The sequence below is a fragment of the Pseudarthrobacter adonitolis genome (assembly GCF_055412845.1).
Genome location: NZ_JBVAYW010000016.1, coordinates 46,420 through 66,916 on the forward strand (window position 1 = coordinate 46,420; position 20,497 = coordinate 66,916).

The 20,497-nt window shown below is 65.5% G+C and carries 22 protein-coding genes and 1 tRNA gene; 14 read left to right on the forward strand and 9 right to left on the reverse strand.

What is annotated here, in order from left to right; translation table 11 throughout:
* Positions 1–68 precede the first annotated feature (68 nt).
* The 5 genes from ACZYZ4_RS14825 to ACZYZ4_RS14845 all read left to right on the forward strand — a co-directional run bounded on the left by ACZYZ4_RS14825 (position 69) and on the right by ACZYZ4_RS14845 (position 4,326).
* Entirely contained in the window at positions 69–353 is a 285-nt protein-coding gene (locus ACZYZ4_RS14825) for a DUF1540 domain-containing protein (RefSeq protein WP_463862087.1), read from the forward strand.
* 189 nt (positions 354–542) lie between these two features.
* Positions 543–2,846, forward strand: a complete 2,304-nt coding sequence (locus ACZYZ4_RS14830; protein ID WP_463862089.1) for a carbon starvation CstA family protein — start codon at positions 543–545, stop codon at positions 2,844–2,846.
* The gene (locus tag ACZYZ4_RS14835) at positions 2,843–3,046 is read left to right on the forward strand and encodes a YbdD/YjiX family protein (protein WP_254752449.1); all 204 of its coding nucleotides are present in this window, start codon (positions 2,843–2,845) and stop codon (positions 3,044–3,046) included. Before ACZYZ4_RS14830 ends, ACZYZ4_RS14835 begins: the two co-directional genes overlap by 4 nt.
* Before the next feature lie 99 nt (positions 3,047–3,145).
* Positions 3,146–3,838 carry a bacterial proteasome activator family protein gene (locus tag ACZYZ4_RS14840; protein WP_463862091.1) on the forward strand — a complete coding sequence of 231 codons (693 nt, stop codon included), beginning with the start codon at positions 3,146–3,148 and terminating at the stop codon, positions 3,836–3,838.
* Between the two features lie 8 nt (positions 3,839–3,846).
* Complete coding sequence (locus ACZYZ4_RS14845) at positions 3,847–4,326, forward strand: hypothetical protein (RefSeq protein ID WP_463862093.1); 480 nt, start codon at positions 3,847–3,849, stop codon at positions 4,324–4,326.
* A 3-nt stretch (positions 4,327–4,329) separates the two neighbouring features.
* Here ACZYZ4_RS14845 and ACZYZ4_RS14850 read toward each other — a convergent pair whose 3' ends face one another.
* From ACZYZ4_RS14850 to tmk, 6 genes are all read right to left on the reverse strand, one after another.
* Entirely contained in the window at positions 4,330–4,515 is a 186-nt protein-coding gene (locus ACZYZ4_RS14850) for a hypothetical protein (protein WP_463862095.1), read from the reverse strand.
* A gap of 39 nt (positions 4,516–4,554) precedes the next feature.
* On the reverse strand, positions 4,555–5,535 hold the full coding sequence (locus ACZYZ4_RS14855) for a hypothetical protein (RefSeq protein WP_463862097.1): 981 nt from the start codon (positions 5,533–5,535) through the stop codon (positions 4,555–4,557).
* Positions 5,536–6,337: 802 nt separating this feature from the next.
* Positions 6,338–6,410 (reverse strand) — tRNA-Thr (locus ACZYZ4_RS14860).
* A 95-nt stretch (positions 6,411–6,505) separates the two neighbouring features.
* Positions 6,506–8,071: an alpha/beta hydrolase gene (locus ACZYZ4_RS14865; RefSeq protein WP_463862099.1), complete on the reverse strand. Its 1,566-nt coding sequence runs from the start codon at positions 8,069–8,071 to the stop codon at positions 6,506–6,508.
* A gap of 21 nt (positions 8,072–8,092) precedes the next feature.
* Positions 8,093–9,235 (reverse strand): DNA polymerase III subunit delta', encoded by a 1,143-nt coding sequence (locus ACZYZ4_RS14870; RefSeq protein WP_463862101.1) that lies wholly within the window; start codon positions 9,233–9,235, stop codon positions 8,093–8,095.
* Entirely contained in the window at positions 9,232–9,888 is a 657-nt protein-coding gene (gene tmk / locus ACZYZ4_RS14875) for a dTMP kinase (protein WP_463862103.1), read from the reverse strand. Before tmk ends, ACZYZ4_RS14870 begins: the two co-directional genes overlap by 4 nt.
* A 53-nt stretch (positions 9,889–9,941) precedes the next feature.
* On the opposite strand from tmk, the gene ACZYZ4_RS14880 reads away from it, so the two are divergent.
* Positions 9,942–11,132 (forward strand): trans-sulfuration enzyme family protein, encoded by a 1,191-nt coding sequence (locus tag ACZYZ4_RS14880; RefSeq protein ID WP_463862105.1) that lies wholly within the window; start codon positions 9,942–9,944, stop codon positions 11,130–11,132.
* A gap of 9 nt (positions 11,133–11,141) precedes the next feature.
* Positions 11,142–11,492 (forward strand): DUF2516 family protein, encoded by a 351-nt coding sequence (locus ACZYZ4_RS14885; protein WP_463862106.1) that lies wholly within the window; start codon positions 11,142–11,144, stop codon positions 11,490–11,492.
* Between the two features lie 60 nt (positions 11,493–11,552).
* On the opposite strand, the gene ACZYZ4_RS14890 is transcribed toward ACZYZ4_RS14885, so the two are convergent.
* Positions 11,553–12,413 (reverse strand): class I SAM-dependent methyltransferase, encoded by an 861-nt coding sequence (locus tag ACZYZ4_RS14890; RefSeq protein WP_463862108.1) that lies wholly within the window; start codon positions 12,411–12,413, stop codon positions 11,553–11,555.
* Positions 12,414–12,521: 108 nt separating this feature from the next.
* Here ACZYZ4_RS14890 and ACZYZ4_RS14895 point away from each other — a divergent pair, with 108 nt between their 5' ends.
* On the forward strand, positions 12,522–13,265 hold the full coding sequence (locus ACZYZ4_RS14895; protein ID WP_463862110.1) for a phosphoglyceromutase: 744 nt from the start codon (positions 12,522–12,524) through the stop codon (positions 13,263–13,265).
* Between the two features lie 76 nt (positions 13,266–13,341).
* Here ACZYZ4_RS14895 and phoU read toward each other — a convergent pair whose 3' ends face one another.
* Entirely contained in the window at positions 13,342–13,995 is a 654-nt protein-coding gene (gene phoU / locus ACZYZ4_RS14900) for a phosphate signaling complex protein PhoU (RefSeq protein ID WP_463862112.1), read from the reverse strand.
* Between the two features lie 202 nt (positions 13,996–14,197).
* Here phoU and ACZYZ4_RS14905 point away from each other — a divergent pair, with 202 nt between their 5' ends.
* Complete coding sequence (locus tag ACZYZ4_RS14905; protein WP_463862137.1) at positions 14,198–15,406, forward strand: sensor histidine kinase; 1,209 nt, start codon at positions 14,198–14,200, stop codon at positions 15,404–15,406.
* Positions 15,403–16,083 (forward strand): response regulator, encoded by a 681-nt coding sequence (locus tag ACZYZ4_RS14910; protein ID WP_354253015.1) that lies wholly within the window; start codon positions 15,403–15,405, stop codon positions 16,081–16,083. The genes ACZYZ4_RS14905 and ACZYZ4_RS14910 overlap by 4 nt, the downstream gene beginning before the upstream one ends.
* Before the next feature lie 111 nt (positions 16,084–16,194).
* Here ACZYZ4_RS14910 and ACZYZ4_RS14915 read toward each other — a convergent pair whose 3' ends face one another.
* Positions 16,195–16,740, reverse strand: coding sequence for a hypothetical protein (locus ACZYZ4_RS14915; protein WP_463862139.1), 546 nt, complete (start codon positions 16,738–16,740; stop codon positions 16,195–16,197).
* 270 nt (positions 16,741–17,010) lie between these two features.
* On the opposite strand from ACZYZ4_RS14915, the gene ACZYZ4_RS14920 reads away from it, so the two are divergent.
* The 4 genes from ACZYZ4_RS14920 (at position 17,011) to cysS (ending at position 20,467) form a co-directional block, all read left to right on the forward strand.
* Positions 17,011–17,493, forward strand: a complete 483-nt coding sequence (locus ACZYZ4_RS14920) for a CarD family transcriptional regulator (protein WP_026266570.1) — start codon at positions 17,011–17,013, stop codon at positions 17,491–17,493.
* A 136-nt stretch (positions 17,494–17,629) separates the two neighbouring features.
* Positions 17,630–18,436, forward strand: coding sequence for a 2-C-methyl-D-erythritol 4-phosphate cytidylyltransferase (ispD, locus tag ACZYZ4_RS14925; protein WP_463862113.1), 807 nt, complete (start codon positions 17,630–17,632; stop codon positions 18,434–18,436).
* 17 nt (positions 18,437–18,453) lie between these two features.
* On the forward strand, positions 18,454–18,936 hold the full coding sequence (ispF, locus tag ACZYZ4_RS14930; RefSeq protein ID WP_463862141.1) for a 2-C-methyl-D-erythritol 2,4-cyclodiphosphate synthase: 483 nt from the start codon (positions 18,454–18,456) through the stop codon (positions 18,934–18,936).
* A gap of 73 nt (positions 18,937–19,009) precedes the next feature.
* Positions 19,010–20,467 carry a cysteine--tRNA ligase gene (cysS, locus tag ACZYZ4_RS14935; RefSeq protein WP_463862115.1) on the forward strand — a complete coding sequence of 486 codons (1,458 nt, stop codon included), beginning with the start codon at positions 19,010–19,012 and terminating at the stop codon, positions 20,465–20,467.
* Positions 20,468–20,497 lie beyond the last annotated feature (30 nt).

Sequence of the window (20,497 nt, forward strand, 5' to 3'; positions counted from 1 at the left end):
CCAACAGGCCTACCGTGGGGCTTAGGACGCTGTCCGTCCCGGACGGCCGAGGTACGGAGGGACCTCTTATGACAACACATGTTGCCGATTGCAGTGTTACCCGTTGCTCGTTTAATGACCACGAAGGCTGTACGGCCCACGCCATCACGGTTGGCGGGAGCAAAGACCACGCCAGCTGCGCCACGTTCATCGACACTGGGACGCACGGCGGGCTGCCCAAGGTCCTGGCAGATGTCGGAGCATGCCAGCGCGCCGAGTGCGTCCACAACGACCACCTGATGTGCAACGCCCCGGAAGTCCACGTGGGCCCCGGCGCTGACAACGCGGATTGCCTCACTTACGCGCACACGTAGCCACGGCTCCCGCTCGGGATTAGTCACGAAGGCCTCCGTCCAGGAAACCCTGGACGGGGGTTTTTTTGCGCTCGGCGCCTCCCGCCCGCCGTTCACCGCATTGGCAGGCGGCGCGGGCACAATGCCGCGTCGGCGTTGGTAGGGTGCCTTTGGGCATCTCACTGAAGCACCAAATCTCAAGGAGGAGACATGGCCAGCAGGCCTGACGAACCGGTAAGTGCAGCGCAAGGAGGCGGCCCGTTGACCGACGATCCGAAGCTTCCGCCAACGGCCGTGGATGAGGCCGTCCGCGAGGCTGACGACGAACAATGGACCCCGGCCAAGATCGCCCTGTGGGCAGCCATCGCACTGCTCGGCGGCTTCGCCTGGTTCATGCTGGCCATCGTCCGGGGCGAAACCGTCAACGCGATCTGGTTCGTTTTTGCCTCGGTCTGTACCTACCTGATCGGTTACCGCTTCTACTCCAAAGTGATCGAACGCTTCATCACCAAGCCGAATGACCGCCGCGCCACGCCGGCGGAATACAAGGCTGACGGCAAGGACTATGTCCGCACGGACGGCAACGTGCTGTTCGGCCACCATTTCGCCGCCATCGCCGGCGCCGGCCCGCTGGTCGGGCCGATCATCGCGGCCCAGATGGGCTACCTCCCCGGCACTATCTGGATCATCATCGGAGTTGTGCTCGCAGGCGCCGTCCAGGACTACCTGGTGATGTTCTTCTCCATGCGCCGCGGCGGCCGTTCCCTGGGCCAGATGGCCCGCGAGGAATTGGGCGTCATCGGCGGCACGGCAGCACTGATCGCCACGCTGCTCATCATGGTGATCATCGTGGCGATCCTTGCGCTCGTCGTCGTCAATGCCCTGGGCGAAAGCCCGTGGGGTGTGTTCTCGGTGGGTATGACCATCCCGATTGCGCTGTTTATGGGCGTCTACCTGCGCTACATCCGGCCGGGCAAGATCATGGAAGTCTCCCTGATCGGCTTTGTGCTCCTGATGGCCGCCATCATCGGCGGCGGCCTGGTGGCGGAGACCGAATGGGGTACCGCGTTATTCACCCTGGACAAGGTGACCATTGCCTGGGGCCTCATTGTTTATGGCTTCATCGCCGCCATCCTTCCGGTCTGGCTGCTATTGGCTCCCCGCGATTACCTCTCCACGTTTATGAAGATCGGCGTGATCGTGATGCTCGCGCTGGCCATCATCGTGGTCCGCCCGGAAATCACTGTCCCGGCCTTCAGCGAGTTCGCCAGCCGGGACAACGGGCCGGTCTTCCCCGGTGCCTTGTTCCCGTTCCTGTTTGTCACCATTGCCTGCGGGGCGCTATCCGGCTTCCACGCCCTGATCTCCTCGGGCACAACCCCGAAACTGATCGAGAAGGAACGCCAGACCCGTTTCATCGGCTACGGCGGCATGCTGATGGAGTCGTTTGTGGCCATCATGGCGCTGGTCGCGGCCATCTCCATTGACCGCGGGCTCTACTTCGCCATGAACGCGCCGGCGGCCCTGACCGGCGGCACGGTGGAAACAGCGGCGGCCTGGGTCAACAGCCTTGGCCTCGCCGGAGTCAACGTCAACCCGGCCATGCTCGCGGAGACGGCAGCCAACGTCGGCGAGCAAAGTATTGTGTCCCGGACCGGCGGTGCGCCCACGCTTGCCGTCGGCCTCGCCCACATCATGCAGCAGTTCATCGGCGGGACGGCCCTGATGGCGTTCTGGTACCACTTCGCCATCATGTTCGAGGCGCTGTTTATCCTCACCGCAGTTGACGCCGGCACCCGCGTTGCGCGCTTTATGCTGCAGGACTCCATCGGCAACTTCGTCCCGAAGTTCAAGGAAGCCTCGTGGCGGCCGGGAGCCTGGCTGTGCACCGCCGTTATGGTGGGCGCCTGGGGTGCCGTGCTGCTCATGGGCGTGACTGATCCGCTGGGCGGCATCAACACGCTGTTCCCGCTGTTCGGCATCGCCAACCAGCTGCTGGCCGCCATCGCGCTGTCCGTGTGCCTGGCCATCGTCGCCAAGCGGGGGAGCTTCAAGTACCTCTGGATCGTTGCGGTGCCACTGGCCTTCGCGGCGGTGGTGACCATCACGGCGAGTTACCAGAAGATCTTCTCCTCAACGCCCGCCGTCGGCTACTTCGCCAACAATGCGGCCTTCAGCAAGGCACTCGCGGACGGCAAGACGGAGTTCGGCTCTGCCAAGAGCGTGGCGGCCATGGAAGCCGTGGTGCGCAACACCGCGATCCAGGGCTGGCTGTCCGTCATCTTTGTGGTGCTGAGCATCATCGTCATCGCCATGGCGGTGATGGCCACCATTCAGGCCTTCCGCAACCATTCCGCGGGGATCCCGAACGTTGACAACGAGGATGAGGCCCGGCCGTCGAAGGTCTTCGCGCCCGCCGGGCTGATCCCCACACCCGCGGAACGTGAGCTGCTGGCCGAGTGGAACAAGCTGCCGGCCGAGCTGCGGTTTGAAAGGGCGGGTCACCACAAATGAGCCCCGGTCTGGCCGCGGTGGCTACAGGGCTCCGGGGTTTCGCCCGGTACCTCGGCGGCGTGCTCGGTGCTGATGCGTACGCCAAGTACCTGGAGCACCACCACGCTGCCGGACACGGGGAGCCCCCTCTGACGGAACGCGAGTTCTGGCGGGACCGGACGGACCGCCAGGACTCCAACCCGCAGGGCCGGTGCTGCTGACGCTGACGGCCGGCCAGCCTTCATCGGCTGGTCGGCTTCATCGACTGGGCTGCTTCATCGACTGGACGGCCCGTCCTCCGCTCGTGAGAGTATGAACGCATGAGCGATCCGACAGACACTCAGCCTGATGATGTCCCCGTTGAGGGCAGGACCCTCGACAACGGCGAACCGGCCATGCCGGCTGCGGCCAGCCCGGCTGGATCCGGCGCCGGCTCTGGCGCTGCTGGCCCGGCCAGCACCGGCCCGGCGGCTACAAGCACGTCACTCGGCGGCAAGGCCACGGGCAGCAACCTGCAGGACCTCGTGGACGAGCCCGCGAAAGTGATGCGGATCGGCACCATGATCCGGCAGCTCTTGGCGGAGGTTAAGTCAGCTCCGCTGGACGACGCCGCGCGCGAACGCCTCGCCGAAATCCACGAGCGATCCATCAAGGAGCTGCAGGACGGGCTGGCCCCGGAGCTCGTTGAAGAGCTGGAACGGATCAGCCTGCCCTTCCCGGAGAACGCCACGCCGTCGGACGCCGAGCTTCGGATCGCCCAGGCGCAGCTGGTGGGGTGGCTGGAAGGCCTCTTCCACGGCATCCAGACGGCCATCGCAGCCCAGCACGCCGCACGGGAGCAGGCCGCCACCCAGCTGCACCTCAAGCAGCTTCCGCCGGGCACCATGATCGCCCCTGGTGTGGTTATCGGGGAGAACGGCGAGCCGCAGAGGGCCGCCGCCGGCCAGGGTTCCGGTCCGGTACCGTCTGGCCAGCCGGATGACCCGGACCACGGCCCCGGCCAGTACCTCTAGGTTCCTGCGTGGGATTCTTTACTGCCGCCCGCCAAGGGCGCAAGGACGATGCTGAGCTGGGGAAGGGCCTTTGGCGCCGAGCCCACGATCGTTTCCACCGGGGCCTGGACCGCTATCACCAAGTCCTCGAAGGTGTCGAAGACGAGCAGCTTTATGCCGAACTCGTGGAAGTAGCCAACGAGCTGGCGGGGCTCCTGGAACGTGTCCGTGTTGTTTGCGTCGAGTCCCAGCGACGTTCGCCCAGCGAGGGGCTGGACATTCCCGGGGACTTGGCAGGTGTGCACCGGTCGTTGTCGAAGGCGGGCAACTCGCTGGCCACCACTGCCGAGGCTGCCGCCATGCTGCGGCTCGCCGTCGGTCCCGTCCCGGTGGGGGCGGCTTCGGTGCGCCGCCGCGCGCAATCAGTGTTTGAGCAGGTGGCCGACGCCGAACGCCGGCTCGCCGAAGATGCCGCCGCCGGCGGACAGCCCGAAAGTATTTCGGGCTGAGCCTCAGGCGGCGATCCGGGCCTGCCCCATGGCAACAGCGTCGATGACGGCCCACGATTCCTCGCCGACGCAATTCCGGCTGGCGAAACGCTCGGCTTGCTTCAGGGAATCGAAGCTTTCAGTGCTGATCCGGCCGCAATCGGCGTCGAAGTACGTGACGTGAAATTCCTGGGTAAGTTGGTTTTCCATAAATCCAGTCTGCAACCGGGGTCTGACAATAACCGTTCATCAGTTCCGCGTGTTGCCCAGGCGGAGCACCCGCTCCTGCGCGAGCATGGCCGAACGCTTGGCCTTGTCTGCTGCCCGCGCCGCCTGCTTGGCCTCGGCCGCCGCCGTGCCCAGGCTTTTCCTGGCACTTTCCAGCTGCTCCTCCGCGGCTTTGAGCCGGTCGCGGAGCTCGCGTGTTTCACGGGTGAGGTCCGCGACTTCAGCCTCCGTGTCCGCCAGCTGCCTTTGCCGGTCCGCGGCCAGCCGGGCGGACTCCTCCTCAGCCCCAGTGGCCTCGGCCAAGGCGGCGTTGGCTTTCTCCAGGGCCGAAGGGGACGCCGGTCGCGGAGTTTCCCGGACAGCCTTGAGGCGCGGCTCGTCCGCGGGTTTGCGGGTGCCGCGTTCCGCCGTCGTCCGTTCTTCGTGCCCGGGTGCCTCGGCCGGTGGCTGCTTGGGAGTGACTTGTGGTGTGGCGCGCGGCGACGGCACTGCCCCGGGCACCGCTACGGCCCCATCGAGATCAACAGTGTCCACGCCGTCGGCGGACAGTGCCTGGACCAGCAGTCCGCTTTGGACAGCGGCGGTGGCACCTTCGTCGGCGGTCATCGCCTGCAGGGTCCGCTCGACGTCGGCCGCGATGGTGTCGCTGATGCTGCGCCCCTGGCGCTCGGCAACGGAGCGGGCGGTATCGACGGCGGTTCCGAGCAGGGTGCGGCGCTCCCGCGCCAGTTCCCTCAGGGCGGCGGCGTCGAGGGATGCCTGGGCCGACCGCATCCGTTGGCCGAGCTCGGCAAGCTGCGCGAGCACTCCTGGCTCATGGATGGCCAGCATGTTGACGGTCCAGGCTGCCACTGACGGTTTTGGCAAGGCCTTGACCTCGGCCAGGAGCTCCTTCCCGGAACCGACGGCGTCCTTGGCTGCGGCCGTCCGGGCAGCCACAAATTCTTCGAAAGGCAGAGCGTACAGTTCGAACGCGATAGCCGCCAGCGCCTTGTCATCCATGCACGCCATCATAGGGGGAGCGAAGGCTGCACTTCGCGCAGCCTAGACTGGCCGCTTGAGAAGAGTGTGGGGGCTCCTTGTCCGGCCGGCGGTTCTGATATTGGCAGTCTGCATTCCAGTGGCCGGCTGCTCAACCGCCTGTCCAGCCATCGGGTGGGTCAACTCCGTCTCTGTTGAACTGGCGGGGGATCTTTCGCGGGTTGATACCGTGCAGCTGTGCGCCGATGGCGCATGTTCGGAGCTGCGCCCGGAGCTTGGGTCAGCAGCACCGCGCATTGTCGTGACAACGCCGCTGGATGCCTCAGCCCCGCCCACACCGGAAACCCAGCCGACCATGGCCCCGTTTTACGCTGAAAGGATCGACGCCGATACTTGGCGGTTCACCGTCAGCATGAGCTCCCCGGATCACGTGACCGCAAAAGCGCTGTCTGCAACGGGTCAGGTCCTCGCTGAGAAGGAAGCCGACCTGGACTGGAATCGGGTGGGCGGCTCAGCCCAATGCGGCGGTCCCGCGGAAGCTTCGCCGGTGATGCTTACCGTGCCCCAGAACGAGGCGGCCAGCACGGCAAGGCCAGTCCTTGAGTGGCCGGACCGGCCAGCTAAACACCGGTTTCCGGCGCGAACGTACAGTCGGGGCCCCAAACCGGTGGGCCTCAAGTGTCCGTTCGCTCGAGATCCGGGGGCAACGTCGTGCGATTCCTGCCCAGCAGGTTCTTCACGAGAGTCCGGTTGACGGTAGACGGTTTGGGCTTAACCAGCGAAAAACCCCCTAAAAACCGTGGTTTCTAGGGGGTTTGTCCCGAGCTTCCTATCAGAATCGAACTGATGACCTTTTCATTACGAGTGAAACGCTCTACCAACTGAGCTAAGGAAGCACCGCACAAAATCTCCCGGGTAACCGGGCGGTTCATGCAAGAGTCAACTGTAATAGAATCCCTGCACCCGGGTCAAAATGGGCGTCCCAAACACCTCAGCAGACCGTGTTGTCGGCAGGAACCGTCCCCTCCACAAGATACTTGTCCACGGCGTCTTCGAGGCAGCTGTTGGCCCGGCCGTAGGCGGTGTGGCCCTCTCCCTCCCAGGTCAGCAGGGAGGCGTTGCCTAGCTGTTTGCGCAGGGATGCGGCCCATTCCACGGGGGTGGCAGGGTCGCCGGTGGTTCCGACAACCACGATCGGGGCTTCACCGGTGTATTCCACCGGGGCCGGGGTGCGCACGTTTTTGTACGGCCAGTCTGCGCAGTTGGTGCCGCCGTAGGCGAAGAAGTAGCCCAGTGTGGGGGATTCCTGCATAAGCCGCTGCTGTTCCGCACGCATGGCGGCAGTGTCGGACACCATGGGGTAGTCCAGGCAGTTGATGGCGCTGAAGGCGAAGGTGGAGTTGGACGTGTACTTCCCATCGGTGCCGCGGTCCGCGCCGAGGTCCGCCAGTCGGAGCATCAGGCTCACGTCACCCGTCATCGCGGCCTCAAGGGCCTGGGTCAGGGCGGGCCAGCTCTGGTCGTTGTACAGCGGAGTGATGAGACCGCTGACGAACATCGTGGCGTTCACCAGGCGGCCGTCCTTGGCCAAGCGGGGCGTCTCCTGGACTGCGTTGATGATGTCGCGGATCTGTTGGACTCCGCTGTCCACATTCCCGCTGAGCGGACACGAGGATTCCTGCTGGCAACTGGCCACATAGGCCCTGATGGCTTTTTCGAAGGCCACGGCCTGGCCGCTGGTCAGCTCCTCGTTACTGATGGACGGATCCAGGGCACCATCAAGGACCATGCGGCCCACATTGTCCGGGAACAGCGAGGCGTAGGTGGAACCAAGGAAAGTGCCGTAGGAGTACCCCAGGTAGTTGAGCTTCGCGTCGTTGAGCACGGCCCGCAGGATATCCAGGTCCTTGGCCGCACTCACCGTATCGATGTGGCCCAGTACAGGACCGGTCTGTTCGGCGCACTGCGCTGCGATGGCCTTGTTGTCGGCCAACGCGGTGGCAAGCCCGGCGTCGGTCTCCAGGGCATAGACCTTTGCCCGCGACGCGTCCCGTTCGGCATCGGTCAGGCACGTGACAGGGGCGGAGCGCTTGACGCCCCGCGGGTCAAAGCCCACCAGGTCGTAGCTGGCGCGGACGGACTGCGAGAAGTGCGTTCCGGCCGCATCCTTGACGAAGTCGTAGCCGGACCCGCCCGGACCACCCGGGTTGACCAGCAGGCTCCCGGTTTTCTTGCCGGTGCTGGGGGCCCGCAGCGCAGCTATCTGGATCGTGTCGCCGTCCGGCTTCGCATAGTCCATGGGCACGGTGACCTTGGCGCACTGGAAGCCGTTTTCGCAAGACTCCCACACCACCTCCTGGGCGTAGAAGGTGTCCAAGCCAGCGGGCGCGGACGCCACGATGGAAGGGTCTGCCTTTGCCGTAGCGGGGGCCGCGTCCGGGGTGTCCCCGCCAAATAGGCTGCACGAGGCCAGCGTCAGGGCCAGGATCAGGGCGCCGGCAGCCCGCAGCCCAATCACCAGGGATCGGGAGCGTGCGGGCAGGGGGCGTGCAGTCATCGAGCGGTCTCCTAGTAGTTGCTAGATCAGGCTGGCTGCCATGGACTCAATGGTCAACAGCGGTGCAACGTTGGTGGTGGTGATGCGTTGGCGGGCTTTGTTGATGGCGTCCATGCGGGCGAGGGTGGTCTCCGGGGCAGACCGGGCGGCGAATTCCTCCAGCTCGCCCCTGAGCTCAACGTTCACCAGCTCCACGGCGTTCCCGAGCTGGATGATCAGCACATCCCGGTAGAACGAGAGGAGGTCCGTCAGCGTCCGGTCCAGGGAGTCCGTGATGGATCGCTTTGCCCGTCGTTTCTGGTCGTCTTCAAGCTGCCTGACCTGGCTGCGCATGGTCGGCGGGAGCGTCCCTGACTCCGGGGCACCCAGGGTGGCCAGCAGCGCAGCCTTCTCGGCGGCGTCGCGCTCTTCATTGGAACTGTTGGCTTCCGCGGTGGCGATCTTCACCAGCTTGTCCGCCATCATCACCGCCGCGGTCACGCCGCGCAGACCCAGCGGGAACCTCACGGTTTCTAGCCGGCGTTCCCTCGCCTCAGGGTCCCGCGCCAGCCGGCGGGCGATTCCCACGTGGCTTTGCGCCGCGCGGGCCGCGCGTTCGGCGAGCGCCGGGTCCACTCCATCGCGCTTCACCAGCAAAGCGGCGACGTCGGCGGCCGGCGGCAGCCGCAGGGCCACGGCCCGGCAGCGCGACCGGATGGTCACCAGGACGTCAGCGGGCGACGGCGCACAAAGCATCCAGATGGTCCGCGGCGTGGGTTCCTCGATGGCCTTCAGCAGCACGTTGGTGGTCCGCTCGGCCATGCGGTCGGCGTCTTCCACCACAATGATCCGCCAGCGCCCGGACGACGGCCGGTTGCCCGCCTTCGATACCAGGTCGCGGGCTTCATCGATGGTGATGGTGACCTTCTCGGTCCTGACGAACGTCACGTCGGAATGGGTCTCGCCCAGGATGGTCAGGCAGGCGGGACACTCGCCGCAGCCGCGCCTGGCCACGTCGTCCTGGTCGCAGTTGAGGGCGGCCGCGAAGGCCTTCGCGGCGTTGGAACGCCCGGAGCCGGGCGGGCCCGTGAAGAGCCAGGCATGGGTCAGTCCCTCGCCCAGCGTGGCCTGGCGGAGCTGTTCGACGACGGCGGGCTGGCCCTGAAGGTCGTCCCAGACAGTCATGCGGCGCCCCGGCCTGCAGACGCGAGCAGGGCATCCACCCGGGCGAGGATCCGCGCGGCCAGGTCATTGACGGGTAGGTCAGCCGGCAGGACCAGGTATGTCTCCGGCCGGCCGGCGGCCAGCTCGAGGAACGCCCCGCGGATTGTTGAATGGAACTCATCGGCCTCTGACTCAAGGCGGTCTTCGGCGGCGTGGCCGGCGGTGCGGCGGCGGCGGCCGTCAGCGGGATCCACGTCCAACAACACGGTGAGATCCGGCTGCAGCCCAGACGTGGCCCATTCGTTCAGCGAACGGACGGCGTCGGTGCCAAGATCCCGGCCGGCCCCCTGGTACGCCACCGAGGAATCAATGTAGCGGTCGGTGAGGACGACGTTGCCGCGTTCCAGTGCCGGGCGGATGACCTGGCTGGCATGGGCTGCGCGCGAGGCGGCAAAAATGAGGGCCTCGGTGTGGGCGTCGATGTGGCCGTGGCCGTGGTCCAGGACCAGGGAACGCAGTTTTTCGCCAATGGGCGTCCCGCCGGGTTCGCGGGTCCTCAGGACCGTCAGGCCACGTGTTTCCAGGGTCTCGGCAAGCCGGGCAGCCTGGGTGGACTTGCCGGCGCCGTCGCCGCCCTCGAAGGCGATGAAAAGTCCAGGGCTGTTGGTGGTCACTGCTCAAGCCTACCGACTTCGGGCGCCCCCGCACGTCCAAGTACGCTTTCTCCATGAGTCTCTCGGAACAGTACGCAGCGTCCCTGTCGGCCGAAACCGTGGTGGTTGCCGCCGGCCGGCCGCCACGTGAGCGGGACGAGCCCGTCAACCCGCCCATCGTGCTGTCCTCGACGTACTTCGGCACGGGAGCGCTCGGCGACGGGGACCGGGGCTACGGCCGCTATTCCAACCCCACCTGGGATCCCTTTGAGGAGGCCCTGGGCCAGCTTGAAGGATCTGAACTGCCCGGCCTGCTTTACGCGTCCGGACTTGCAGCCGTCAGTTCGGCACTGTCCCTGCTGCCCGCTGGAGGCGTCCTGGTGATGCCGTCGCACAGCTACGCGGGCTCGCTGGTGATGGCCACGGAGCTGGCGCAGAAGGGCTTCCTGGAACTGCGGACTGTGGATATCGCGGACACAGACGCGGTCAAAGCACAGCTCGCCCCGCGGGGCCCGGACGCCAAGGCGGCCGGGATGCTGTGGCTTGAGAGCCCCACCAACCCCATGCTGGGCATCGCCGATATCCGAGAACTCACTGCGGCGGCCCATCACGTGGGCGCCATTGTGGTGACGGACAATACGTTCTCCACGCCACTGGTCCAGCAGCCGCTGAGCCTGGGTTCCGACGTCGTCCTTCACTCGGTGACCAAATACCTGGCCGGACATTCCGACGTCGTCCTCGGCGCCTTGGTGACTTCCAACCCGGACATCCGGGCAGCGCTGCTGCACCACCGGATCATCCACGGAGGCATTGCCGGGCCATTCGAGGCATGGCTGGCACTGCGCGGCCTCCGGACCCTTGCCCTGCGTGTGGAAAGGTCGCAGGCATCCGCCGCGGTCCTGGCCGAACGCCTCAGCACGCACCCCCTGATCGAAAGCATCCGGTTCCCGGGCCTTCCCACGGACCCCGGCCACGAACGGGCCAAGACCCAGATGACGGCATTCGGCTCGATCGTCTGCATCCAGATCGCGCCGGTGGCCGGTCTGAGCGGAGCGGACGCCGCGGACAAACTGGTCCGCGCCCTGCAGCTCTGGCTCCCGGCGACATCCCTGGGCGGGGTGGAATCGCTGATCGAACGGCGTCGCCGCCACACGGCTGAGCCGCTAAGTGTCCCTGACAACCTGGTGCGCCTGAGCGTCGGCATTGAAAACATTGAGGACCTCTGGGCCGATTTGAAGCAGGCGCTCGACTCGCTGGGCCGCTAGGCTTGGACGGTGGACGGTGAACTGATAATTCGGCCTGTAGAGCTGGCAGTGTTTTTTATCCTTGCCCTGGTGGCACTCGGACTTGAGGTGTGGGCTCTGCTGGACTGCGTCAGGCACAAGCCCGCCGCCTTTGAGGCCACCGGCAAACGAAGCAAAACCTTCTGGCTCGCCCTGACCGGCGGAGCCACCCTGATCGGCGTCATCTCGCTCTTCAGCAGCGGCGGAATCTTCGGCACGCTTGGCCTCTTTGGGCTCGCCGCCGTGGTGGCAGCGTCCATTTACCTCGCAGACGTCCGGCCAGCGGTCAAGGACGCCGGACGCGGCGGCAGCCGCAATACGGGGCCCTACGGCGGCTGGTGACCCCCACCGGCCCCTCAGCTCGCAGGCTCGCTCAGGGAACCCTGCCGGCGTGGGCCCACACTAAACTGACGGCGCCACAGCTTCCCAGGCCACGGTCAGTTCGCCCAGGCGCCACCGCGACGGCCCGTCCTGAACCGGCCACCCGCCGTCGAGCAGTGCCGTGCACATGGCGTGCCAGCGCTGCCTGTTGCCGAACGAGGCCAGCGGCGCCGACTCCAGCCAGGCCCGGTCCATGGCCTGCATCAGCCGGTGGACAGGCTCGCCCGGAACGTTGCGGTGGATCAGTGCCTTCGGCAGCCGCTCGGCAATTTCCGACGGCAGGTCAAAGCTGCCGAACCGCACGGACATGCTCAGTGACAACGGCCGCTCGGCATCGAGGGCAACCCACGTCACCCGCCGCCCGATCTCATCGCACGTCCCGTCGATAAAGAGACCGTCGGGGGCGAGCCGTCCCTGGACCAGCCGCCAGATCCCCGCCACATCGGCCTCTTCGTACTGCCGCAGGACGTTGAAGCCGCGGACCAGCACCGGACGCCCGGACAGTGGCAACTCGAAACCGCCTACCTGAAAGCTCAGTCCCGGCCTCTCCAGCGCTTTGGCCACCCGGACGCGCTCCGGCTCGATTTCGATTCCACACACCCGCACGTCCGGCCGGACGGCGCGGAGGCGTTCAAAGAGTTCGACGGCGGTGGCCGGCGTTGCGCCGTAGCCCAGGTCAACCACGAGAGGGTCTTCGGCAGCGCGCAGGCGCCAGGCCTGGGGGCCGGTGAGCCAGCGGTCCACGCGGCGCATGCGGTTGGGATTGGTGGTGCCCCGGGTGACGTTTCCAACGGGCCTGCCTGGCCTGGCGGGTCTGCCCTGCGCGCCAGCGGTCCTGCCCGAGATCTGGGCGTTCGCCACCCGTTCCGCTTTTTGCACCACCGCACCACCCTATCCCTGCGATCCTTCCGCTGCCTTCCGATTCCTTGAGAAGTGTCGCCCCTTGTAACGCAAGGCGGGTGCCGCCGTGCCTCGGCTAGGATAAAAATCATGACTTACAAGCTGATTCTGCTGCGCCACGGCCACAGCGAATGGAACGCCAAAAACCTATTCACCGGCTGGGTGGACGTTGACCTCAACGACCAGGGCCGCGAGGAAGCAGCACGCGGCGGCGAGCTCCTGGTTGAGAACGATCTTCTCCCGGATGTCCTCTACACGTCGCTCCTGAAGCGGGCCATCAACACGGCCAACATTTCCCTGGACAAGGCCGACCGCGGCTGGATCCCCGTCAAGCGGGACTGGCGCCTGAACGAACGCCATTACGGTGCCCTGCAGGGCAAGGACAAGGCACAGACCCTGGCCGAATACGGCGAGGAGCAGTTCATGGAATGGCGCCGGTCCTACGACACCCCGCCGCCGCGCCTGGCCGACGACTCCAAGTTCTCCCAGGCCCACGACCCCCGTTACGCGGACCTCGGCGACGCACTTCCCCGCACCGAGTGCCTCAAGGATGTCCTGGTCCGCCTGCTTCCTTACTGGGAATCGGACATCAAAGACGACCTCAAAGCCGGCAAGACCGTCCTGGTCACCGCCCACGGCAACTCGCTGCGCGCCCTGGTCAAGCACCTGGATGGCATCAGCGACGACGCCATCGCCGGCCTGAACATCCCCACGGGCATCCCGCTGGTCTACGACCTGGACGAGGACTTCCAGCCGATCAAGCCGGGCGGCACCTACCTGGATCCGGCGGCCGCCGCGGAGGCCATCCTGGCAGTGGCCAACCAGGGCAAGTAATAAGGTAGCTAAACGAACGACGGCGGGCCGGTCACCTCAGGTGACCGGCCCGCCGTCGTACATGTAAGGGGAGCGGCTAGAAGCCCTGCGGCTGCCATTCGCCGGTGACGAGGTACGTGACCTTGCGGGCCACGGACACGCCGTGGTCGGCGAACCGTTCGAAGTAGCGGCTGGCCAGGGCCACATCCACGGTGGTGGCGGGGGACTCGGCCCAGTCCGGGGCGGCGATCGCCTTGAAGACGCTCAGATGAAGATCGTCGATGGTGCTGTTGGCCTTGAGGATGTCGCGGGCCACTTCCAGGTCCCGGGTTTCCAGCAGCTCGACGAGCTTGTCCGCGATCAGTTGGTCCTGCTCGGCCATTTTGTTGAACGTGTCCGTCATGGACGCAGGAATCACAGTGGACGGGAAGCGCAGCCGGGCCAGCTGGGCGAGGTGGCGGGCCAAGTCTCCCATCCGCTCCAGGGAAGCGCTCATGCGCAGGGAGCCCACGATCATCCGCAGATCGCTGGCCACCGGCCCCTGCAGGGCAAGGATATCGATGGCGCGCTCATCGAGGCTGGTCTGCAAAAAGTCGATGCGGGCGTCCGCGGCAATGACGTCCTCAGCCAGATCAACGTCGGCAATCTGGAACGACGTAGCGGCCTTCCCCATTGCTTCGCTGACCAGCTTCGAAATCTCCACCAGCTGCTCACCCACCTGGGTCAACTCTTCCTGAAAAACCTTACGCACGTGGGCGTCCTTTCTTTGGAACTCCGCCCCTCAGGTGGCAGACGGAACTCATGTCGCCATTCGGCACTCCAACGTACAACTATGTCAGCGTGCGGTAAACGATTAGTCGGTTGTAGATGAACGTTAGCTGAACCGTCCCCGTAATGGCCCATGACGCACCGTCTGGGCGGGAACCACGGCCTAAGCTGGAGTCGTGGATCCTATGCTCACCGGTGTCATCGCCGGCCTGGTCGGCCTGTCGCTCGGTACCTTTGGCGTGCTCGCTTTCAGGATCAGTGAAAAGCAGCGCAAGCTTGTTGACGTCGACATGGACGAACCCGCTTTGCCGGCCGGCGCCGCGGAAGTGCTGGCCGTAGTCGGACGGGCTTTTGTGGTGGTTGACGCGGTGGACGGGGTGGTGCGCGCCAGCCCGGCAGCTTATGCGTACGGTCTGGTCCGTGGCCATACGGTGGTCCACAAGGAACTGCTGGACATGACGGCCGGCGTGCGCCGCGACGGCGTGATTCTGGAGAAACGGCTGGAGCTGCAGCGCGGTCCGCTGGGCCAGGGAACTATCATCGTGCAGGTCCGGGCGGCCATGCTCGGCGAGGAATATATCGTGCTGCTGGCTGACGACCGCACCGAAATCACCCGCACCGAAGAGATCCGCAACGACTTCGTGGCCAACGTGTCCCACGAGCTGAAGACCCCGGTGGGCGCAATTTCCCTGCTGGCCGAGGCGCTGGAGTCCTCAGCCGACGACGAACAAGCGGTTCGCCGGTTCGCCAAGCGGATGCACAAGGAATCAGGCCGGCTGGCCGCCCTGGTCCAGGACATTATCGAACTTTCGCGCCTCCAGGGTGCCAGCGTCTCCCAAGAGGGCAAGGCCGTGGACATCAACGCGGTCATCACCGAGGCAGTGGACCGGTCCCAGCTCCCCGCTGAAAGCAAGAACATCCGGATCGTGGTGGGCGACCGGGTGGAAGCCACCGTCTTTGGTGACCGGGACCTGCTGGTGACAGCACTGCGTAACCTGATCGACAACGCCATCCGCTACTCCCCGGAAAACACCAGGGTAGGCGTGGGCGTCCGGTCCAAGGAGGGGCTGATCGCCGTTTCTGTCACGGACCAGGGCGAGGGCCTGACCCCGGAGGACCAGGAGCGGGTGTTTGAGCGCTTCTATCGGGTGGATGCGGCGCGTTCGCGCCACACGGGCGGAACGGGCCTGGGCCTGAGTATCGTCAAACACGTTGCCTCGAACCACGGCGGTGAAGTGACATTGTGGTCACGGCCCGGCCAGGGTTCCACTTTCACCCTGCGGCTGCCCGAGATGGAAAGCCAGGACGAGCCGGATACTGCAGGTGTCAAACAACGAGCCGTACCCGAGCGTGACAAAGAACGCGGCGTACATGAGCAAGGAGCCAGCGCTTGAGCAGGATTTTGATTGTTGAAGACGAAGAATCTTTCAGTGATCCGTTGTCCTATTTGTTGGGCAAGGAGGGGTTCGAGGTTGAGGTGGTAGACAACGGCTTGGACGCCATCACCGAATTCGACCGAAATGGCGCGGATCTGGTGCTGCTGGATCTGCAGCTCCCCGGCCTGTCAGGCACCGAGGTCTGCCGCCAGTTGCGGCAGCGCTCCAGCGTTCCGGTCATCATGCTGACGGCCAAGGACTCCGAAATAGACAAGGTGGTTGGCTTGGAGCTGGGAGCCGACGACTACGTCACCAAGCCCTACTCCTCCCGCGAGCTGGTAGCCCGCGTTCGGGCCGTGCTCCGCCGGCAGGGTGAACCTGAAGAACTGATCTCGGCCACAGTGCAGGCCGGCCCTGTCCGGATGGACATCGAACGCCATGTGGTCAGCGTGGATGGCCAGCAGGTCCTCCTGCCGCTGAAGGAATTCGAGCTGCTGGAAATGCTGTTGCGCAACTCCGGCCGCGTGCTGACCCGCGGCCAGCTGATCGACCGGGTCTGGGGCTCGGACTATGTGGGGGATACCAAGACCCTTGACGTGCACGTCAAGCGCCTGCGCGGCAAGATCGAGCCCGACCCCTCCGTGCCCCGCTACCTGGTAACCGTCCGAGGCCTGGGCTACAAGTTCGAGCCGTAGGCTTCCCCGCCGGTAAGGCACACAAGGCATCACGCGCAGGAGGCTTCAAGTGCACAAAAGGAGGGGCTCCCCCGCGGGGGAGCCCCTCCTTTTGTGCTTTGTTGTTGCTGCTTAGTGGGCCGCACCTGTGCTGGTGGCCGACTGCGACGGGCTGGGTGTGGCGGATCCGGTCGGTTCGCTGCCGGCCGGCAGGTACTCCTTATACTCCGCGAGCGAAGCATCCAGGACGGGGATCCGGACAGTCTTCGTCACGTTGGTGCCGTCTTCAGTGACCTTGACGTCCACAAGCGAACCGGCGATGCCGCCGCTGGTGCTGAGGATGGCTTCATCCGCGGAGTCGTTGAGCAGGGTGTAGGAGTTCGCTTTCACCGGCACCTGCGTCTGCGAACCCTCGGCACCGTTGACCGTGAGCTTGACGTCCTTTGATGAGGAGTTGTAAACGGCGCCGAGCAGGCGGCCGGGCTTGTCTTCGCCGGCGGAGACAATCAGCATGTTGCGCAGCTGCAGCGGACCCAGGTCGGCGCGGATACCGTCCGACGCCGCGTACTGGTGAGAAGTCTGCTGGGGGTTGATGTAGCCACAGCCGGTCATCGTCGCCAGGACGAGGGCCAGGGATCCTGCCGCCAGTGCCAGTTTGCCGCCCTGGGCCCGGTTCATCGCAGTGAAACGCACGTCACGTACTCCTCGAGAGTCTTGAAACATTATTCAGCCATAGCCTAACGGCAAACCGGGCCAAACGAGGATTCCGCACGGTCACGTTGCCCTTGGCAGCAGGCCGCACATGCACTATTATCTGCATCCGTCAAGGGGTCCAGGGGGGTCTATTCTGCCCATTTTCCGCGTATTTCCGGGGTTTCGGGACCGGTTCGGGGCCAGTCATATGCCCGAATCGTGATAAACTGATCTGCGGGAAAGGGGAATGTCCACATGGTATTTGAGGTCGGCGAGACAGTAGTTTACCCTCACCACGGTGCTGCAAAAATTGAAGAAATCAAGATGCGCACTGTCAAGGGCGAAGAGAAAATGTATCTCAAGCTCAAGGTGGCTCAGGGTGATCTGACCATTGAAGTTCCAGCAGAGAACGTTGACCTTGTTGGGGTTCGTGACGTAGTGGGCAAGGAAGGTCTGGAGCACGTATTCGATGTGCTGCGGGCCGAGTTCACTGAAGAACCCACCAACTGGTCGCGCAGATACAAGGCAAATCTGGAGAAGCTTGCTTCCGGTGACGTCATCAAGGTAGCAGAGGTTGTTCGCGACCTTTGGCGCCGTGATCACGATCGGGGCCTTTCCGCAGGTGAGAAGCGCATGCTGGCCAAGGCCCGGCAGATTCTGATTTCAGAACTTGCTCTGGCCGAAAAGACCGACGAAGAGAAGGCGGCAAGCGTTCTCGACGAGGTCCTGGCTTCCTAAGAATTGAACCCCGGGGGTACGCGAGTGCTTCCGGGGTTTCTTTTTGCCCTTTTTCGGACCACGCCTCGGCTGCGGCAGGCGCGTCGCGTGGGTGGGATTCGGCAGGCCGGGCAGGCGGGGACGTAGGCTGGACAGTATGAACAACGGACTTCCCCGCCCCGTCACCGCGGTCGTCATAGTGGCTGCCGGTTCCGGCGAACGGCTGGGTTACGGCATGCCCAAGGCGCGGGTGCCGCTGGGGAGTGACGCCATCCTCACCCATGCCCTCCGGGGCGTCGCCGCCGCGGGCGTCGCACGCCAGATCTGTGTGGCCCTGCCGCCCGGCGATACCGTCCTGCAGGAGTTGTGCGCGGCCTTCGCCGAGGAACTCCGGGCGGGGCACGACGGCAACCCGGAGAGCCCGCTTCCCCTGCTGACCACAGTCGACGGCGGCGCCACCCGTGCCGCGTCCGTCCGGTCAGCGTTGGCCGCCTTGCTGGACGGCACCGAAGCCGTACTGGTCCACGACGCCGCCAGGGCGCTGACGCCCGAGTACGTCTTCCACCGCGTTGTTGATTCCCTGGCTGCCGGCGCCGTTGCCGTGATTCCGGCGGTACCGGTGGTGGATACGGTGAAGATGGTTACCCCGACGAGCGGTGACGACAGCAGGATCGCCCCGGAACTCGTGACGGGGACAGCACCGCGGGATGAGCTCCGTTCGGTCCAGACGCCCCAAGGGTTCCGGCTGTCCACACTGATCCAGGCCCATCAGGCGGCGGCGGGCTTTGACGAGAAGCAGGCTGCCGCGGTCACGGACGACGCCATGCTGGTTGAACTGCTGGGAGTTCCGGTACATGCAGTGCATGGCTCCACCCAGTCATTGAAAATCACCACGCCGCTGGACCTGATCATTGCCGAAGGGCTGCTGGAGGGCCCGTTGGGCATCCGCTGGGTGGAAGGTTAATCGTGAGTGAAGCCAAGATGATCCTGCCGCGCACGGGTATCGGCCTGGATGTCCACGCCTACGCCTCCGATGACCTCCCCCGTCCGCTCTGGCTGGGCGGGCTGTTCTGGGAAGGCGAGCGCGGACTGGCCGGGCATTCGGACGGTGACCCCGTGGCCCATGCCGCCGCCGACGCCCTGTTCTCGGCCGCCGGCATCGGGGACCTCGGCACGCACTTCGGCACCGACCGCCCGGAGTTCGCCGGCGCCTCCGGCATCACGCTGCTGGCCGAGGCGGCGAGGATTGTCCGTGCTGCCGGCTTTGAGATCGGCAACGTGGCGGTGCAGTTCGTGGCTACCCGGCCCAAATTCGGCCCGAGGCGGGAAGAATCCCAACGTGTGCTGAGCGAAGCGGCCGGGGCTCCGATCAGTGTTACCGCCACCACCAGCGACGGACTGGGTTTCACCGGCAGGGGCGAGGGCATTTCCGCCGTCGCCACCGCTTTGGTCTATCCGCGTTGATTCAACTGCGAGCTGTTCAGGCCGGATATCGCGCGGGGGCCGCCACGCAGGCCTTTTCCGCTAATCTGGAGCGGTGACTCTCCGCTTCTATGACACCGCTTCCGCCGAAGTCCGTGACTTCGTTCCCCTCGTCCCGGGAAAAGCGAGCCTGTACTACTGCGGAGCCACCGTGCAGGGCATGCCGCACGTGGGCCACATCCGCTCGGCGATCGCCTTTGACCAGCTCACCCGCTGGCTCGAGTACAAGGGGCTGCGGGTCACCGTGGTCCGCAACGTCACGGACATCGATGACAAGATCCTCGCCAAGTCTGCCGAGTCGTTCAGCCCGGACTTCGAAGCCGGACCGGACACCGTCCGCGAGGAAGAATGGTGGGCGCTGGCTTACCGCTACGAGCAGGCGTTCCTGCAGGCCTACGACACGCTCGGCGTTTCCCGGCCCACCTATGAGCCCCGGGCAACCGGCCATATCCCCGAAATGCATGCGCTGATCCAGCAGCTGATCGACCGGGGCCACTCCTACCCCGCGCTGGACGACTCCGGGGATGTTTACTTCGACGTACGGTCCTGGGACAAGTACGGGTCACTGACGCGCCAGAACATTGACGACATGCAGGGTGCCCCGGACGCGGATCCCCGAGGCAAGAAAGACCCTCGCGACTTTGCGCTGTGGAAGGGCTCCAAAGAAGGAGAGCCGACGACGGCGAGCTGGGCCTCGCCCTGGGGCGCCGGCCGCCCGGGCTGGCACCTGGAATGCTCCGCCATGGTCACCAAGTACCTCGGCACCGAATTTGATATCCACGGCGGCGGACTGGACTTGCGCTTCCCGCACCACGAAAACGAGATGGCCCAGTCCCAGGCCGCTGGGCACGGCTTCGCCAACTTCTGGATGCACAACGGCATGGTGACCTACCAGGGCGAAAAAATGTCCAAGTCCATCGGCAACACCATCAGCCCTTCGGAGATGCTGGACCTCGCGTCGCCGCGGGTGGTCCGCTACTACCTCGGACAGGCCCACTACCGCTCAGTGCTGGACTACCGCCCCACGTCGCTGGAAGAGGCCGCCGCCGCCGTCGAACGCATCGACGGTTTTATCAGCCGCGCCGTTGGTGCACTCTCCGCCGGCGGGAACTATGGCTTCTTCACGTACGGCAAGGTTCCCGAGGCGTTCGAGCGGGCCATGGATGACGATCTCAACGTGCCGCAGGCCCTCGCCGTTGTCCACGAAACGGTTCGGTCCGGAAATTCGGCCCTGACGGAGGGGCGGCTGGAGGACGCACAGCAGGCGCTGCACAGCGTTCATGACATGTTGCGCGTCCTGGGCCTGAACGCAGTGGCTTCTGGCCCGGCGGCGGACGCCCGGGAATCGGCTGCCCTCGACGTCCTGGTGGAAGCCCAACTCGCTGCCCGCGCCCAGGCCCGGGCGGCCAAGGACTGGGCTGCCTCCGACGCCATCCGGGACACACTGAAGGCGGCCGGCGTCGTCGTCGAAGATGGCCCAGATGGTGCTACGTGGAGCCTGCAACGGGACTGAACCGGCGATTTTACTTGATTCAGTAGACTG

Bases quoted from the DNA above. Each gene is read 5' to 3' on its own strand.
- ACZYZ4_RS14825 (WP_463862087.1), top strand. From the start codon at position 69: ATGACAACACATGTTGCCGATTGCAGTGTTACCCGTTGCTCGTTTAAT.
- ACZYZ4_RS14830 (WP_463862089.1), top strand. From the start codon at position 543: ATGGCCAGCAGGCCTGACGAACCGGTAAGTGCAGCGCAAGGAGGCGGC.
- ACZYZ4_RS14835 (WP_254752449.1), top strand. From the start codon at position 2,843: ATGAGCCCCGGTCTGGCCGCGGTGGCTACAGGGCTCCGGGGTTTCGCC.
- ACZYZ4_RS14840 (WP_463862091.1), top strand. From the start codon at position 3,146: ATGAGCGATCCGACAGACACTCAGCCTGATGATGTCCCCGTTGAGGGC.
- ACZYZ4_RS14850 (WP_463862095.1), bottom strand. From the start codon at position 4,515: ATGGAAAACCAACTTACCCAGGAATTTCACGTCACGTACTTCGACGCC.
- ACZYZ4_RS14855 (WP_463862097.1), bottom strand. From the start codon at position 5,535: ATGGATGACAAGGCGCTGGCGGCTATCGCGTTCGAACTGTACGCTCTG.
- ACZYZ4_RS14865 (WP_463862099.1), bottom strand. From the start codon at position 8,071: ATGACTGCACGCCCCCTGCCCGCACGCTCCCGATCCCTGGTGATTGGG.
- ACZYZ4_RS14870 (WP_463862101.1), bottom strand. From the start codon at position 9,235: ATGACTGTCTGGGACGACCTTCAGGGCCAGCCCGCCGTCGTCGAACAG.
- ACZYZ4_RS14880 (WP_463862105.1), top strand. From the start codon at position 9,942: ATGAGTCTCTCGGAACAGTACGCAGCGTCCCTGTCGGCCGAAACCGTG.
- ACZYZ4_RS14895 (WP_463862110.1), top strand. From the start codon at position 12,522: ATGACTTACAAGCTGATTCTGCTGCGCCACGGCCACAGCGAATGGAAC.
- ACZYZ4_RS14905 (WP_463862137.1), top strand. From the start codon at position 14,198: ATGCTCACCGGTGTCATCGCCGGCCTGGTCGGCCTGTCGCTCGGTACC.
- ACZYZ4_RS14915 (WP_463862139.1), bottom strand. From the start codon at position 16,740: ATGAACCGGGCCCAGGGCGGCAAACTGGCACTGGCGGCAGGATCCCTG.
- ACZYZ4_RS14920 (WP_026266570.1), top strand. From the start codon at position 17,011: ATGGTATTTGAGGTCGGCGAGACAGTAGTTTACCCTCACCACGGTGCT.
- ispD (WP_463862113.1), top strand. From the start codon at position 17,630: ATGAACAACGGACTTCCCCGCCCCGTCACCGCGGTCGTCATAGTGGCT.
- ispF (WP_463862141.1), top strand. From the start codon at position 18,454: ATGATCCTGCCGCGCACGGGTATCGGCCTGGATGTCCACGCCTACGCC.